Raw genomic sequence first — 16,255 nt, 5'->3', positions numbered from 1 at the left:
CAGTTAGACGTGCCGCTCCGCTTGCAACGATGCCTGCAGACGGTAAAATAGACGGATTTTCAAGGTAGTTTAGTCAGTTCCTAGCTGTCGCATGAATTTACTGCATAAATTACAGTTAGACGCGCCATTCCGTTTGCACGGCACCGGCAGAAAATGAAAATAGACGGATTTTCAAGGTAGTGTCCCTCACAGTTAGTTTCCCCTCTTGTGAAACGTGGCCATCCTTCCGTCTTCATTGCCTGAATATAGTTGTCTAATTGGAGGAATAAGTATATGGAGAGCCAGGAACCATTCAATAGAACGAAGAGAACCCAACCCGCGATACCGGAAACACAGCAAATAAAGCTCAGCGTCCCTTAGCCCCTCAGCTATACCGAAACATTAGGCTACTTGTCCCGCTCGCCCAACGAGTGTATGTACCGTATCCACAATGATAAACTATACTGTCACATTCCGGTAACGGATGAAGGTACGGGCCCTGTAGTCGAAATCAGCGGAGAACAGGAAGACTCTCTCGTTGTTACCTATTTGCAAGAGGGCCTTCCATCCAAGGCAAGCCGAGACATGGTAGCCGGATATGTTCGCGAATGGTTTGATTTGGAGACGGACCTCGCTCCTTTTTACGAAATGGCCGCGGGCGATGCCCTGCTGAACAAGGTAGTCCGGCGGTTTTATGGCCTCCGCCTGGCCGGCATTCCCGATTTATTCGAAGCTCTTAGCTGGGGGATTATCGGGCAGCAGATTAATTTAGCCTTTGCCTACACGCTCAAGAGACGCCTCGTGGAATCGTTCGGCAAGCATGTCGAATGGGACGGGGTCAAGTATTGGAGCTTCCCTTCTCCATCCGTCATTGCAGAGCTGAAGGTGGAGGATCTGACCCGGCTGCAGTTAACCGCCAGAAAATCCGAATATTTAATCGGCACAGCCCGTCTGATGGCGGAAGGCAAACTGACCAAGAAGCAGCTGCTGGAGGCAGGAAGCTGCGAGGAGGCGGAGCGGCTGCTGGTCAGCATTCGGGGAATCGGTCCATGGACCGCCAATTACGTCCTGATGAGATGTCTCCGCTTCCCGTCCGCCTTCCCTATTGCCGATGTCGGGCTGCATAACGCCATCCGTGAGCTCTTGGGAAGGCCGAGCAAGCCGTCCATAGACGAAATCAGGAAGCTGGCCTCCACCTGGGCCGGATGGGAAGCCTATGCCACCTTCTACTTATGGAGAAGTATTTATTGAAGCGGACCGGCTCCAATACGGGATGCAGTAGGATGGCTCTCCAACAGCATAGCCGAGTGTCCCCCGCCAGGGGCAGCCCTCTGCCTCTGCCGCTGGCTGAACATCTTATAGCTATTACCTATAAATACGATATCTTTTATATATTTCAATAATGAGGACCGGTCGACTACAATGAAATTATCCAAATACGCAAGGAGGAAATAACGATGGATCCGTCAGTAAAGAAGCTGTTCGATGCCGGTGCGAAAGACTACGAGTGGCAGAGGAGAAATTTGATTCCATGCTTTGACGATTTCTACGGGATGGCTTTATCCTTGGTGGAAAGCGCTGATTCTTCCCCACGCATCCTGGATCTGGGGGCAGGGACGGGGCTGTTCTCCGGTCTGGTGCTGCAGAAGTATCCGAAGGCCCGTCTGACCCTCATCGATTTCAGCGAGCTGATGCTGGACAAAGCCCGCCAGAGATTCGGCTCCCAGGCGGCAAATGTTCAATATATTATGGCCGATTATTGCGATTATGCGTTTACCGAATCCTACGATTTCGTCATCTCTTCGCTGTCTATCCATCATCTGCCCCACGACGGCAAAAGGAAATTGTTCGCGAACGTGTATCATGCGCTGCGGGAGGGTGGAGTGTTCGTCAATGCCGACCAGGCGCGAGGCAGCACTCCCGAGACAGATGCTTACTATAAAAGGCGCTGGATGGCCTCCGTCAGCGCAAGCGGTCTTCCGCAGGAGATGATCGACGCCTCGGTGGAAAGAAGAAAGCACGACATCAACGCCTCGGTAGAGGAGCAAATCCGCTGGATGGAGGAAGCCGGCTTCACCGACGTGGATTGCATGTACAAAAACCTGGAATTCGCCGTTTTCTATGGAAAAAAAGACCGCTGATCCCCTGCTATCGTTTCATACGGAGTCTTCCTGTTGTCGGCGAGCTGTCCCGCAAGCATATTGGCATAAAACGGCCCCGTCCCAACTAATGAAGCATGAAGGACCCCTGGTCGCTTTTGCACGATTTACCGTACAATCTGCCGTATATATGGCCGCAACGGTCTGACTTTTAATCGTACATACGGACGCGCAGGTTTCGGGAACGAGAACGAGTGCATTTTCCACGAATTATCGTACAATCTGCCGTGTATAATATGGCCGCAACGGTCCGACTATATGGACGCACTCGTTCCCGGAACGAGTGCGTTTTGTTGACGTGGAAACGAAGTCCTTCTGGGGCAGCCAAAGCTAACTCTATGCGGGCTTAAAAATCATAAATCAACTTTGATAACCCCCCTGTCTTTGGCAAGCTCCTACTCCAACTCATTCCTGCCGTTCCCCGGGCAGTCCGGGGATATTCATTCATATCACCCTTCGTGCGACCCGTCCCTTGTCCCGAAAACATCGTAAAATCACTATATATTTTAGTATTTTACCATGTTGTATGAACCCACCCGACCCTCCATAATGAAGAGAACATCGAGAATGGAGGCCGTTGAGAAGATGAAGTAAGCTTAAATCCCAATAAGGAAAGGAGAGCGCGCACCATTGAGAACTTTTTCTGAAGGCGTTTCCAAAAGGCTGGTTTGGCTGCTATGCGGTACGGTCGTATTGTCCGGCTGCACGGGGAACCCGTCTCCCAGGGGAGAAACAGCGGCAGACCAGAAGAAAGTTTCGGCTCCGGGGACGTTTCCGATTGTGGATGAGAAAATAACGATCAAGCTGTTCACGAAGCATGATCCCAAGGTGGAGGATTACGCCACTAACGAATTCACCAAATGGTATGAAGAGAAGACCAACATTCATATCGATTGGCAAACCGTGCCGGTATCGGCATTGGCCGAGAAGCTGCAGGTGACGTTGGCCGGCGGCGATTTGCCGGAGGTGATTATGACCGCAGGGCTTACCCCAAGCCAATTGGTAGCCTACGGCAGCCAAGGCTTATTCCTTCCTCTTAACGACTTGATTGACCAGTATGCCCCTAACATCAAGAAGATGATGGAGCAGGTTCCGGAATCAAGGAAGTATCTGTATGCGCCGGATGGCAACATATATGGGCTGCCCCGGTATTCGGAGAACGTCCATACGTCCATGCCGAAGAAATTATGGATCAATCAGAAGTGGCTGGACAATCTCGGCCTGCAAATGCCGGAAACGACAGAAGATCTCTACAATGTATTGAAAGCGTTTAAAACCGAAGATCCGAACGGAAACGGCAAAGCCGACGAAATCCCCTTTGCCGGCGCCACTCAAGATAATAACGAGCCCGAATCGTTCATCATGCAGTCCTTCCTGTTCTTCGACAGAGATACTTATGTCATGGTGGAGAATGACAAGATCGTATTTACCGGAGATAGCGAAGGTTACAAGGAAGGGCTCAAATACTTGAGACGGCTCATCCAGGAGGGGCTCCTCGCACCGGAATCGTTCACCCAGGACCGCAAAGCGCTGACCGCTCTGTCTGAAGCGCCGGAGGGAGCGCGTCTGGGGGCGGCGCCGGGCCTTATATGGACCCAATTCTCGGTCAGCAACTCCCCGCTCGGGCGGGACAAAGAGTTCGTGCCCGTTCCTATTTTGGCCGGTCCGGACGGGAAACGATACGGCTTCGATAAGGGTGAAAGCGTCATTCCCGCAGAATTTGTCATTACGAAAAATGCCAAAAATCCGGAGGCGGCCATCCGCTGGATCGACTTTTTCTACGATTCGTCCCAAATGCTCGAGACCGGCATGAGCCCGTCTTACGGCATAGAAGGCGTCCATTGGGAGAAGATCGAGCCGGGCAAATTCGGTCTGGACGGAGTCACGCCTGCCGAATTCCGGATTTTGGTGCAGCCGGGGACACCGGGCAATTATTACTGGAACCAGAGCGTTCCCAGCTACAGCACCGTGAAAACGATGTACCGCTACGAGGTCACGCCGGAAATGGACAGCGAGGTCGTTCTGTATAACACGACTAAAGAGCTGTACAAACCGTACTCCATGCTGGACAAAAAGCTTCCTTTCCTCTATTTCATGCCTGAAGATTTGGCCAAATATGGAGACTTGCAAAAAAATATCGTCGGCGTCGTCCGCCAGTTCATGCTTAAATTCGTGACGGGAAATCTCGATATCGACAAAGATTGGGATAAATACATTCAGGAGCTGAACAACGCCGGATTGAAGCAATACGTGGACATTCTGCAGGAAACCTACGATAAGAACAAGGAATGAAGCTCGGGGGTGGACGGGTGAATGCGTTAAGACGCAAGCAAATTTGGGACAATTGGCAGCTTTACGTACTGATCTTTCTGCCCTTTGTGTACGTCATCGTTTTTCATTACTTGCCGATGTACGGATTGCTTATCGCTTTTAAAAACTACAACCTGGCCAAAGGGATATGGGGCAGCGAGTGGGCGGGACTTTCCCATTTCGCAAGATTTTTCGGCTCCTATGATTTTGTGCTTGTGCTCAAGAATACTCTCGGACTAAGCCTTTACAATTTGGGAGTCGGATTTCCTGCACCGATTATTCTTGCACTATCTCTCAATTATTTACGGAACCGCAGGTTCAAGAAGCTGGTGCAAATGGTAACGTATGCCCCCCATTTCATTTCGGTCGTCGTATTGGTCGGAATTGTCGTCCAATTACTGTCGGTTCATACGGGAATCGTCAATCAGATGATCGAGGCTATTACCGGCAAGCAGATCAATTTTCTCGGAGAGCCGCTCTATTTCAAGTCCATCTACGTCTGGTCCGGCATCTGGCAGCAGATTGGCTGGGGATCCATTATTTATTTGGCGGCTCTATCCGCCATTGACCCTCATCTCCATGAAGCGGCCGTTATGGATGGCGCCAGCAAATTGCAGCGCATATGGCACATAGACATTGCGGGAATTATGCCCACGATCGTTGTCCTGCTCATTCTCGATGTAGGGCAGATCATGAACGTAGGCTTCCAGAAGGTACTGCTGCTGCAGAATCAATTGAACCTGGAAGCCTCGGAAGTGATTGACACTTATGTGTACAAAGTGGGCATTATCTCGGGAATTCCCAACTATTCTTACGCCACTGCCATCGGTCTGTTTAAATCTTTGATCGGATTGATCCTTATAGTGTCAGTGAACAAAATAGCCCGAAAAGTAAGCGACACAAGCCTATGGTAGCTCGAAGGGGGGATGTGCCTTGATCGAAAACCGGCTGATCAAAGAAACGGGCCTGGATAAGCTGTTCACCATTGCCAACTACCTGTTCGCCGGCATTCTTCTGCTGTTGGTCCTGTATCCTCTTGTATATGTACTCAGCGCCTCGTTCAGTTCGCCGGAGTCGCTGATGGGAGGCAGAGTTTGGCTGTTTCCCGTGGATATCGGACTGGCCGGATATAAAGCCGTATTCGAGTACAAGGGCGTCTGGATCGGCTATTCCAACAGCCTGTTTTATACCGTAGCAGGGACGGTCATCAATGTGGTCATGACGATTGCGGCCGCTTACCCGCTTTCGCGCAAAGATTTTTACGGCGGAAGAACGATCATGCTGATCTTTGCTTTTACCATGATTTTCTCAGGCGGGCTTATCCCCAATTATTTGCTGGTGAAAGAGCTCGGCTTGCTGAACACCCGCTGGGCGCTGCTTATTCCGAATGCGATGAGCATCTTCAATGTCGTCGTGATGATGAGCTTCTTCCGCAGCAATATTCCTGCCGAATTGCTGGAATCGGCCAAGATGGACGGATGCAGCAACTTCCGGTTTTTGCTCAGCATCGTCCTGCCGCTGTCCGGAGCGGTCATTGCCGTTATTACGCTGTTCTATGCGGTGGGACATTGGAACAGTTTTTTCGACGCGCTGCTCTATTTGTCCGACAAGAACAAATTTCCTCTACAGATCTACTTGCGGGAAATATTGCTGCTGAACACTACGAGCGATATCACACTGAATGTGGATGAGGAAAGCAAAAATTTCTACTTGAGCGAATTATTGAAGTATTCGCTGATCATTCTTTCCAGCTTGCCGATGATCGTACTGTACCCGTTTGTACAAAAATATTTTGTTAAAGGCGTCATGGTCGGATCGCTCAAAGGGTAATCCGCATACACGCTGCATAAACAATGGACATGGAGGGATATATGATGAAAGCATTGCTGGTCGGCATTGGAGGATTCGGTTCCGGATGGTACCGGAGGCTTCGCAATCAATATAGTGAGCTGCAGTTGGCGGTTGCCGATACCGATGAAAGCAAGCGAGCCAAGGTGGAAGAAGACGGTGTCCCTTTCTACACCTCGGTACAAGAAGCGATTGAGAAGGAACGGCCCGATGTGCTGCTCAACGTCACTCCGCCGCATATCCACAAGGAAATCAACCATCTCGCATTCGATCATCGAATTCCCGTCTTTTGCGAAAAGCCGATTGCGGATAACTACGAGGATGCCATCGCGATGGTGGAAAGGGCGGAGAAAGAAAATATTCCGTTCATGATCGCCGAAAACTACCGTGCTTTCCCGTTTGTCCGAAAGTTAAGAAAGCTCATCGCGGACGGTGAAATCGGCAGCATCCTTACGATCGACGGAGTGTTCTACCGTTACAGCGAAATGGCGCATTCGGACAAAACCGCCATTCTGGAAGGCTTGATCGTCCATCATTTCGATCTGATCCGCTATTTGACAGGGCGGGAGATCGGGAAAGTGTTCGCGACATACCGCCACAGCCTGAATATCGTTATGGAGCTGCAAGCAGGCATTACGGCCACCTTCCGCTGCTCCGTCCGATCGAAGGGCAAGCATACCGATTGGGCCGGCAATTGGCGGATCGAAGGCGATCAAGGCTGCCTGGAGCTGATAGATAACCAGATTCATCTGACGAAAGACGGAGCCACCACATTGATCGATGATTTTAGCGATGTTCATGCTCCGGGCCCGTTTACGGAATTTCTGCAGTCCCTTGAGGAGCAGAGAGAGCCGGAGACAAGCGCCAAGGACTACTTGAGAAATCAGGCGCTCGCACATTATTGCAGGGAATCCATCACTACGCACCAAGCAGTGGATACTTCTGCGAGCTGGGGGTATGGTCCAATGATTGTCCGCAACTATTACGATATGGAATTCGGTCCCCCATCGGTCAGCCATCACGGGAAGGGGATGACCCGAGGGAAGAGGCTGTATTCCCGTGAAGATTTCGATACGCCGATCATGTTCCTCGGCTACGGAGAAATCCCGCCGGGGGCTTCCATCGGCTATCACGGCCACCGGGAGGACGAAGAGGTATACATCATCCTGGAAGGGACCGGATTAATGACCGTCAACGGCCAGACGCGGCAGGTCAAAGCCGGGGATGTCATCCTGAACAAGCCTTGGTGGAAGCACGGGTTGGAAAATAACAGTGATCAGCCTCTCCGGACCTTAATCTTCGAAGTGCTGAAGACACCGGCCGCTGACAAATAAACCTCCGGATGAACATTAGGAACAGGTGGGACTTCATTTGCCGGCCAAAAACATAATCAACCGATGGAAGTCATCTCTAAAGTGGAAGTTGATCTCTATTTTTCTCGTCATTGTTATGTTCAATCTGGTTGTCATCGGTTTCTTTGTCAACCGGTATGTCGCGATGGCTATCGAGAAGGATTCCATCCAGTTAAGCCGGCTTATTCTCAAACAGGCCAACTTGAATCTGGAACGTTATTTGGGAGAAATCGAACAATTCATGTTTACGCTGGAGATCATTAACTCCATGGCTTCCCAAATCCATGCGACAGATATTGAGCAGATGACCGTGGACCTGGCCAACCTGTTCCGCTATACGGCCAATTATAAAGATACGAAAGCGACGATCCGGGATGAGGTCGAACATTTGCAGAGGTATTTGCATATTATTCAAACCCGTTACGGAGATAAATTTACATACGACCTATCCGTGGAAGAGACGTGTTGGAAGGCGGTTTGTCCCAAAGTGATTCTGCAGCCGCTTGCGGAAAATGCCGTAAAGCACGGCTTCGAGACGTCCGGCGGAGCCCTTCATTTGTCCGTTGCCATTCGAAAAATCGAAGAACAGTGGATTGAGGTTTGCTTTGCCGATAACGGAATGGGATTTTCCGAGGACAAGATCAGGGAACTGAACGATAAACTGTACCGGCAAAACTCGCATTATTCCGATTTCCAGCGCATCGGACTGCTCAATATCCATTACCGATTAACGACGCAATATACATCGCACAAGGCCGGCCTCCGGATAAGAAACAGCGACAGCGGAGGTGCCGAAGTGCGCTTTTGCTTGCCTATGAATTTATAGACCGGGGGTGGGAGCACGATGTTACGAATTTTAGTCGTGGATGATGAACCATACATCCGTACGGGGATTGCCTCGAAGATCGGGCAATTCGGGGGACCGTTCGTCGTATCCGGGTTCGCGGCCAATGGTATGGAAGCTTTGGAGTGGCTGGAAACCCATCACGCGGACATCTGTATTGCGGATATACGCATGCCCGTTATGGACGGACTGGAACTAATCCAACGCATCAGGCAGACTCATCCGCGGATGCTAAGCATTGTCGTATCCAGCTATAATGAATTTGCTTACGCCCGGCAAGCGATCCAATTAAATGTCTCCGATTATATTTTGAAGCCTATCGACAGGGCCGCTTTGCAGCAAGCATTGGAGCATGCGGCGGTCACTCTCGACAAAACAAGAATGGATGAGGTCTCCCATCTTCTGCTGCAGAAGAACGATCAGTACCAGGACATGCTGCAGCGCTGGACGGATTACATCCTGACCAACCGTGCGGATAAATATCCCCTGCTTGTGGTGGATACATTGAATCTGATGGAAGGATGGATTGAAGGAGACTACTGTTTATTAGAAGCTCTATCCACCGCATGGATCGAGTTGGTTGCCGCAGCGTTGAAACGGCCGCCTATTGGTGAGAATATGGCCCCCATGCGCGAATGGGATATGGATTATGCCGTGCTTCCCCGTGGAAAGTTGAGAGAATATTTCCGGCTGAATGCCGTTATGCAGATGGAAGGAAGCATTCTTTATTTTCTGGATAGGATGAGAAAAGGGCAAACCAGCGAGAACGAAAAAATCATTCGCCGCATCAAACAATATATCGATACGCACTATGCCGATAAGTTGAATTTGGAGAAGCTGGCCGATCTGATTCCCATTAGCCGCTCCTACCTGACCGCAATGTTCAAGCGGAGCACCGGCATAACTATGTGGAAATATCTCGTTAATGTGCGGATGAAGAAAGCGAAGATGCTGCTGCTGGATCATAATGTGAAAGTGTATGAGGTGGCCAACAAGGTAGGTTATGAAAACAGCGAGCACTTCTCCAAGCTGTTCAAGGAATATTACGGCATAACGCCCAAGGAATACAGGCGAATGGTCGAAATCGCCGATGAAGAAGAGCTATGTTATGATTGATCGCCTGAAGTCAGTACAGCCTGAGGATCTTCGTGGGAAGGGAGCCTGGAACCAATGTCCAAAATCAATCGAGCGACGGTACGGCGTCATTTAAGGATAACTGAACTACTGTGCGAACGAGCCATCCATTCCCTCCAGGACGGTTGTGACAATCTTGTCTGAGCCGACAATGAACAAGAAGGAGACTCTCTACCCCATATTATTGGCCGTCAGCTTGGTCCATCTAATCAACGACTCGCTTCAAGCCGTCATCCCGGCCTCTTATCCGATATTGCGGGATACACTGGGGTTATCCTATACCCAGCTCGGCGTGATCACGTTCATCCTGTATTTTTCCTCTTCCGTCATGCAGCCGGTGGTCGGAATGTACTCGGATAAACGGCCCTCGCCCCTCCTGCTCCCTATAGGAATGGCTATTGCCTTGTTGGGCATGCTCTGTCTTGCTGTTTCCCCGGGATATTTAGCGGTTCTCGGATCGGTGATTTTGGTTGGGGCCGCCTCGGCCATGTTTCACCCGGAGGGGGCCCGAATTGCCTATTTGGCCGCCGGAAACCGAAGAGGCTTGGCGCAGTCCATTTTTCAAGTAGGAGGAAACACCGGCAGCGCTCTGGCGCCTGTCATGACGGCATTGATTTTCTATCCGTTCGGGCAGTTGGGGGCGCTCTGGTTTACTCTGGTCGCCGCTATTGGAGTTGTTATTCAACTAAAACTGGCCGGATGGTACCGGGGCTATCTGTCCGATTCCGGCCGGAAAATCGAAAGCAAAGTGAACCAGCATACGGACAAGGGCCACTGGAAACATGTAAGGCTGGCCGTCGGTATTATTATCCTGATCGTCTTCCTGCGATCCTGGTACGGGGCGGGCCTTTCCAATTATTTCGTCTTTTATCTGATGGAAAAGTTCCGGATATCGATCCCCGAGGCACAGTGGTATATTTTTGTATATGTAGGCGCAGGCATTGCCGGAACGTTCCTCGGCGGGCCTCTGTCCGACCGCATTGGCCGAAAGAGAGTCATTCTGCTCTCCCTGCTGGGCGCGTCTCCTTTTGCCATCCTGCTGCCCTATGCGAATGAACTATGGGCTTACCCGCTGCTGTTTATTCTCGGGCTCGTTAATCACAGCAGCTTCTCTGTAACCGTAGTCTACGTACAGGAGCTGGTGCCCGGGCAGGTTGGAACCGTCTCCGGTCTCATTACCGGTCTGGCGTTCGGCATGGGGGCCATCGGAGCGGTGGCGATCGGCGGGCTGATCGATCTGACCGACCTGACGCTGGTTATCCTCTGCAGCTCTTTCCTGCCCTTGTTCGGCATCCTAGGGCTTCTGCTTCCATCTGACAGCAAGAATCGGGACCGTCCGCAAAGAGCGGAAGTGGGGCAATAAATCAGTTGATGTCGCAAAAGTTAAAGTCCCGACGAAGCCAGCTTCCCCCAAATACAAAAACCCCCTGCTCGCTTTATTCACGCGCAGGGGAGTTATTTTTCCATCCCATCTTCAACGAAGGCAGCAGAATCGGAATCTTTCCGAATCACGTTCCGGCGGTAATTTCTGCCCCAGTCATACATCATCCGCAGGACCGGCATCAAGCTTTCGCCGTACTCGGTCAGGGAATATTCCACTCTAGGCGGCACTTCCGGATAGACCCGTCTTATGACCAATTGGTCCTCTTCCAGCTCCCGAAGCTGGTTGGTCAGCATCTTCTGCGTAATATTCGGAATCAATTTCTTCAATTCGCCGAAACGCTTGGTGCCCTCCAGGCCGAGATGCCACAGAATAATCAGCTTCCATTTGCCGCCGATGACGGCCAAGGTCAATTCTTTATCGCAATTGATTTCCTTGAGCTTGATCCGGTCTTTCAATTCCACTGCGCCCGCCTCCTCTTGTTTTTTATCATACTATATTCTTATGGGTGAATCCTACTGTTTAATGGAGGAAGGATGGCTGACAAGCCTCATTTTGATACCCGAATCCCGCTCCTGTTATTCCTCTGCCTTGGGGACATCAAGCATAGTTACTTCCGGGTAACTTAGTCACCTTTCGGTAGGTACTTGCCATAAAGACATATTTTTAGCACAATGAGGATGTTCCCTTGAATGGGCAGGGATTTGTCCATAGACGGGGGAACGAGGGAGCGGCGAATAAGCCCGTCAGCGCCAACCAAAAGCTGCAAAAAAGTGCACGTTTTGCGAAGGAATCCGCTTAAAATTTGCCAAAAAAGTGCAAAAGTGCATGCTTTTTATCCTTTTTCTCGCATTGTTCGGTTTTTCCGTAGGAAAAGATGCACTTTTGCATCCTTTTGCACAAGCTATGGGGGTGCGGCTTAAATTCCTGCACTTTTGCATCTTTTTACGCAAGCTGCGGAAGCCCCGGGTTTCCTGTCAGCTAAATTTTTCGCATGGAGGTCAAACCAACCATCCCATGGATGAATTCATTTAATCTCCATGCCGCCAAGCTGCAGGCTATATATTGGAAATATATGGCATACTTTGTACCCTTTGTACCTATGCCCCCGACGGGGCACCCTCTCCTAACAGTAATCTTTTAGAAGTCAAATAGAAATCAATATCCTATCCCAAAGGAGGCACCCGCTATGAAATTAAGAGTGTCGTCGGTTCAATATCACCTGCATACGATCAGCTCCTTCGAGGAATTTGCCCAGCAGGCGGAGCATTATGTCAGAACAGCGGCGGAATATGACGCCGAATTCATTCTGTTTCCCGAATATTTCACGACGCAATTAATGTCCATCGGTGATGATCAGGGCCGCGCTTTATCGATTGAAGATTTGCCGGATTTTACGGATCGGTACCTGAATTTGTTCACTTCTCTGGCCAAGCAGATGAATGTGCACATCATCGGAGGGACGCATGTCATCCGTAGGGAAAACCGCTTATACAATACCGCTTTCCTGTTCTATCCCGACGGGACTGTGGCGGAGCAGCCGAAGCTCCATATGACCCCGACGGAAGAGAAGGAATGGAACATGACTCCCGGCGAGGGGCTGCGGGTATTCGAAACCGATAAAGGGACTATCGCCATATTAACCTGCTACGATATTGAATTTCCGGAAATCGTCCGGATGGTTAAGGCGAAGGGGGCCGACGTTATTTTCTGTCCGTCCTGCACGGATGACCGTCACGGCTTCCACCGGGTCCGTTACACCAGCCATGCCCGAACGATTGAAAATCAGGTGTACGTCGTCGTCGCCGGAACGGTCGGTTCTCTGCCCACCGTGGATTTCATGCGGGCCAATTTCGGGCAGGCGGCGATTATTACGCCTAATGACATCCCCTTCCCTCCTCAAGGAATTCTGGCGGAAGGAGAAATCAATCAAGATATGCTCGTAACGGCCGATCTCGATTTGGAGCTGCTGTATCAGGTGCGGGCAAGCGGATCGGTCACGACCTGGCGCGACCGGAGAACCGATCTGTATCCCGATTGGAAGGAATAGCCGGGCTGGCCGGTCGATCAGCGCAGGCGGACAATTATTTCGGTTGAGGAGGGATGGCTATGTATCGCAAGGAAATCTACGTCTTTAACGGGAACCGGCCTGTCCCGGCAGTGATTCGGAACTATGAGGAGAAGGATTTTCCCGGATTAATCAGCATCCAGCAGGAAACGTTCCCTCCTCCCTTCCCGTCGGAATTATGGTGGAACGATGAGCAGCTGCAGAACCATGTCAAGTTATTTCCGGAAGGGGCTCTGTGCATTGAAGTCGACGGCGAAATCGCGGGCTCGATGACCGGCCTGCTGGTGGATGATGACGGCCATTCCGCGGACCATACCTGGGCGGAGATGACCGACAACGGCTATATCCGCAATCATAACCCCGACGGGAATACTCTTTATGTCGTAGATATCAGCGTCCGGCCCTCCTATCGCCAGCTTGGCCTGGGAAAATGGCTGATGCAGTCCATGTACGAGGTTGTCGTTCATCTGGGCCTGGAACGGCTTCTAGGCGGAGGAAGGATGCCCGGCTATCATCACAAAGCGAAGGAATGGACGGCGGAGCAGTATTTAGAGGCAGTGATCCGGGGGGAATGCAAGGACCCTGTTATCACCTTCCTGCTTCGGTGCGGCCGCACTCCCGTCAAGGTAGTGGCCGATTACCTGGAGGATGAAGAATCCTGCAACTATGGAGCATTGATGGAATGGAAGAACCCTTTCCGCACAGGAAAAGGATAAGAAGGAGAATGAAACGATGGATTATCGCAGAATTACCGGTATTGAAGATCCTCTGTTCCGGCAGATGCATCAACTGATGCAGAACGTGTTCCCGACCGAGGAAGTACTTGAGTTCGACTTGTGGAAAGAGCCTCTGGAAGACCCGGGAATCCGTGTCTTTGTGGCTGTCCATGACGGCAAGGTCGTGGGGGCTACCGAATATCGTTATTACGAGGATTTCAACGTGGCCATGACCGATTTTACGATTATCGGGGCGGCGGGACTGGGAATCGGCCCTTTCCTGGCCCGGAAGAGGCTGGAGGATTTGCAATCCTGGGCAGCAAATAAGGGCAATCAGTTGTCCGGGATGTTCGCTGAGATTTATGACCCTTACCGCGTAGAGCATTATGAGTTCGGAGGCATTAAGCCCATGGACCCGTATGTCCGCCGCGAGGTGCTGTCCCACTTGGGCTATCAACGCCTGGACTTCCCCTATGTTCACCCTTCGTGGAACAACGACGGTGAAGCGGTAGAGGGGCTCGACCTGTGCTTCCTGCCGATGGCAGACCAGAATGAGCTGCCCGCAGACCTGATCGTGAATTTCCTGACCCGCTATTACACCGTTCTGTCCAATAAGCCCAAGGCCTGGCTGGACATGATCGAAGACCTCCGGGCGAAGGAAACGGTCGCTCTGCTGCCTTTCTAGGGCTGCCGGACTGAAGCCGCATTATCTCAGAAAACAAGGATAAACGGCTATCGCCGTCCTTAGAACAAGCGGGTTTACCGATGAAATACAAGAATAGGTATAAGGTGAACTTATACTTTCTTATATTTTAACAATAGCCGAACTCATACCGAGCTCGGCTTATTTTCTAAAGATAAGTTCAGTTATCGCCCTCTAACCGGCTCCTGATACTCTTTCTCCACTTGCAATGCCGGAATATTCATCCAAGAAGCCTTCCGCATATTTTCGCATAACGACAGTCACGGTATCTGCTCCGAAATGAACTTTAGTTCTCACTGTTCCGAAATAGTCATCAATGATGTAGGAATAAATCAGCAAGGAATTGGAATCTACCCAGGCTGCTGCAGACAGACTGTCATAACCGTATTGAGGGAACTTCTGCGAAACGGTCTTCCCCAATCCAAACCCCAGTCTGTGAGTCCCCCTGCTATTTTCAAAATATAAAGCCCCCTCATCGCCGTTAAACTCAAAATGAATTTGAGAGATTCCCATGGGGTTATCTGCCAGGCGGTAACCGTTCCCGTTTATTTCAGCCGCCTTGGATGAGTGAGAGCTCCCGTCAGGAAGCATAATGGAAAGCCGGCTTGTCCGATCCAGCAGTTCGTTGTAAGCCTCCTTATCATCGGGAAGCGAATGGGCGGCAAGACTACTGTAGATGGTATCCCACAGAGCGTCGAACACGATCTGTGTTCCATCCGGATTGGGCTGAAGGTCTGCCGTTGTCACCACCAGTAAGTCATCCTCCGGCAAACATATAGCCAACTGCCCCCCCATACCGCGAAGAGCGAAGCCGCCATGACTCGTCCTCCAGAACTGATACCCGTATCCCTGCTGAGCCTCATAGAATGTGTCCAGCGTATGTGTTGTATCGATCTGACGGGAGGTTGCTGCTTGTATGTACCCCTCCGGAATTAACTGCTCCCCGTTAAATCGGCCCTTATTCATGCAGACCAATGCAAACTTGGCCAGGTCTCGAGACGTGCAGATCAGAGCCGAGCCCCCATGGGAAACTCCCAGAGGCGTCTGGAGACAGTACGCATCCTCCGAGAAACCGATAGGATCCAGCAATCGCGGACGCAAATAGTCAAGCAAAGACATTCCGCTTAATTTCTCCACAATCGCGGTAAGGGTAACGGTTGCTGATGTATCGTAAAAGAACATTGTCCCGGGGAGATGCGACGGCGCAGCCTGAAAGAACGTCCTCACCCAGTCATCATCCTTAATTTGCTTGTAGGTTGTTTTTTCATGTGCAGAAGCCATCATCAACAGGTCGCGAATCGTCATTTGAGCTATATAAGGATGAACCCCTTCCTCTGGAAGCTTCTCCGGAAAAAAGCGAATCACTTGATCCCCGAGAGAAAGCAGTCCCTCCTCTTCCATTAAGCCGATGGCTACGGAAACGAAGCTTTTGGTGCAGGAGTACATCCGATGCTTCTTATGAGCATGAAAAGGACTCCAATATCCTTCCGCAGCTATTTTGCCGAAACGTAGGACGATAAAGCTGTGCATACATAATTTTTTATTCTCTAATCTGTCAAGAAATTGAAGGATGGCGAACGATGGAATTCCTACTTGCTCTGGAGTGGCTGTCGGCAGTGGTTTCTTTTCAAGCATTGGATAAACACCTTCCTTTATATTCACCAATCAAGAATTCGAACTCCGGTTAACTTAAAAAAAACTACGACTGACCAATTAACATACAATACTTATTTTCTGTTTCCTTGAGGTACTTTGCAGGAT

At 50.7% G+C, this 16,255-nt stretch carries 14 protein-coding genes; 12 read left to right on the top strand and 2 right to left on the bottom strand.

What is annotated here, in order from left to right:
* Nucleotides 1-414: 414 nt before the first annotated feature.
* The 9 genes from ACFQ03_RS19685 (at nucleotide 415) to ACFQ03_RS19645 (ending at nucleotide 10,989) form a co-directional block, all read left to right on the top strand.
* Nucleotides 415-1,230 (top strand): DNA-3-methyladenine glycosylase family protein, encoded by an 816-nt coding sequence (locus ACFQ03_RS19685; RefSeq protein WP_379290353.1) that lies wholly within the window; start codon nucleotides 415-417, stop codon nucleotides 1,228-1,230.
* A 206-nt stretch (nucleotides 1,231-1,436) separates the two neighbouring features.
* Complete coding sequence (locus ACFQ03_RS19680) at nucleotides 1,437-2,120, top strand: class I SAM-dependent methyltransferase (protein ID WP_379290351.1); 684 nt, start codon at nucleotides 1,437-1,439, stop codon at nucleotides 2,118-2,120.
* Between the two features lie 648 nt (nucleotides 2,121-2,768).
* Nucleotides 2,769-4,430 (top strand): extracellular solute-binding protein, encoded by a 1,662-nt coding sequence (locus tag ACFQ03_RS19675; protein WP_379290349.1) that lies wholly within the window; start codon nucleotides 2,769-2,771, stop codon nucleotides 4,428-4,430.
* Between the two features lie 17 nt (nucleotides 4,431-4,447).
* Complete coding sequence (locus tag ACFQ03_RS19670) at nucleotides 4,448-5,362, top strand: ABC transporter permease (RefSeq protein ID WP_260982149.1); 915 nt, start codon at nucleotides 4,448-4,450, stop codon at nucleotides 5,360-5,362.
* 22 nt (nucleotides 5,363-5,384) lie between these two features.
* Nucleotides 5,385-6,278, top strand: a complete 894-nt coding sequence (locus ACFQ03_RS19665) for a carbohydrate ABC transporter permease (protein WP_144939272.1) — start codon at nucleotides 5,385-5,387, stop codon at nucleotides 6,276-6,278.
* Nucleotides 6,279-6,319: 41 nt separating this feature from the next.
* Nucleotides 6,320-7,630, top strand: coding sequence for a Gfo/Idh/MocA family oxidoreductase (locus ACFQ03_RS19660; RefSeq protein ID WP_186328411.1), 1,311 nt, complete (start codon nucleotides 6,320-6,322; stop codon nucleotides 7,628-7,630).
* A 37-nt stretch (nucleotides 7,631-7,667) separates the two neighbouring features.
* Nucleotides 7,668-8,474 (top strand): sensor histidine kinase, encoded by an 807-nt coding sequence (locus ACFQ03_RS19655; protein ID WP_379290347.1) that lies wholly within the window; start codon nucleotides 7,668-7,670, stop codon nucleotides 8,472-8,474.
* A gap of 18 nt (nucleotides 8,475-8,492) precedes the next feature.
* Nucleotides 8,493-9,608: a response regulator transcription factor gene (locus ACFQ03_RS19650; protein ID WP_379290345.1), complete on the top strand. Its 1,116-nt coding sequence runs from the start codon at nucleotides 8,493-8,495 to the stop codon at nucleotides 9,606-9,608.
* 169 nt (nucleotides 9,609-9,777) lie between these two features.
* Complete coding sequence (locus ACFQ03_RS19645; protein WP_379290355.1) at nucleotides 9,778-10,989, top strand: MFS transporter; 1,212 nt, start codon at nucleotides 9,778-9,780, stop codon at nucleotides 10,987-10,989.
* Nucleotides 10,990-11,081: 92 nt separating this feature from the next.
* On the opposite strand, the gene ACFQ03_RS19640 is transcribed toward ACFQ03_RS19645, so the two are convergent.
* The gene (locus tag ACFQ03_RS19640; protein WP_379290343.1) at nucleotides 11,082-11,471 is read right to left on the bottom strand and encodes a winged helix-turn-helix transcriptional regulator; all 390 of its coding nucleotides are present in this window, start codon (nucleotides 11,469-11,471) and stop codon (nucleotides 11,082-11,084) included.
* Nucleotides 11,472-12,196: 725 nt separating this feature from the next.
* Here ACFQ03_RS19640 and ACFQ03_RS19635 point away from each other — a divergent pair.
* From ACFQ03_RS19635 to ACFQ03_RS19625, 3 genes are read left to right on the top strand one after another with little or no spacing between them, the layout of a single operon-like run.
* Nucleotides 12,197-13,057 (top strand): carbon-nitrogen hydrolase family protein, encoded by an 861-nt coding sequence (locus ACFQ03_RS19635; protein WP_379290341.1) that lies wholly within the window; start codon nucleotides 12,197-12,199, stop codon nucleotides 13,055-13,057.
* Between the two features lie 59 nt (nucleotides 13,058-13,116).
* Nucleotides 13,117-13,791: a GNAT family N-acetyltransferase gene (locus ACFQ03_RS19630; RefSeq protein ID WP_379290339.1), complete on the top strand. Its 675-nt coding sequence runs from the start codon at nucleotides 13,117-13,119 to the stop codon at nucleotides 13,789-13,791.
* 16 nt (nucleotides 13,792-13,807) lie between these two features.
* Entirely contained in the window at nucleotides 13,808-14,476 is a 669-nt protein-coding gene (locus tag ACFQ03_RS19625) for a GNAT family N-acetyltransferase (protein ID WP_379290337.1), read from the top strand.
* Nucleotides 14,477-14,668: 192 nt separating this feature from the next.
* On the opposite strand, the gene ACFQ03_RS19620 is transcribed toward ACFQ03_RS19625, so the two are convergent.
* A complete protein-coding gene (locus tag ACFQ03_RS19620; RefSeq protein WP_379290335.1) occupies nucleotides 14,669-16,129 on the bottom strand; it encodes a serine hydrolase domain-containing protein in 1,461 nt (486 codons plus the stop codon).
* Nucleotides 16,130-16,255: the final 126 nt, after the last annotated feature.

This window comes from Paenibacillus residui (assembly GCF_042677205.1).
GTDB lineage: Bacteria > Bacillota > Bacilli > Paenibacillales > NBRC-103111 > Paenibacillus_L > Paenibacillus_L residui.
This window is presented reverse-complemented; position numbering and strand designations above follow the sequence as displayed.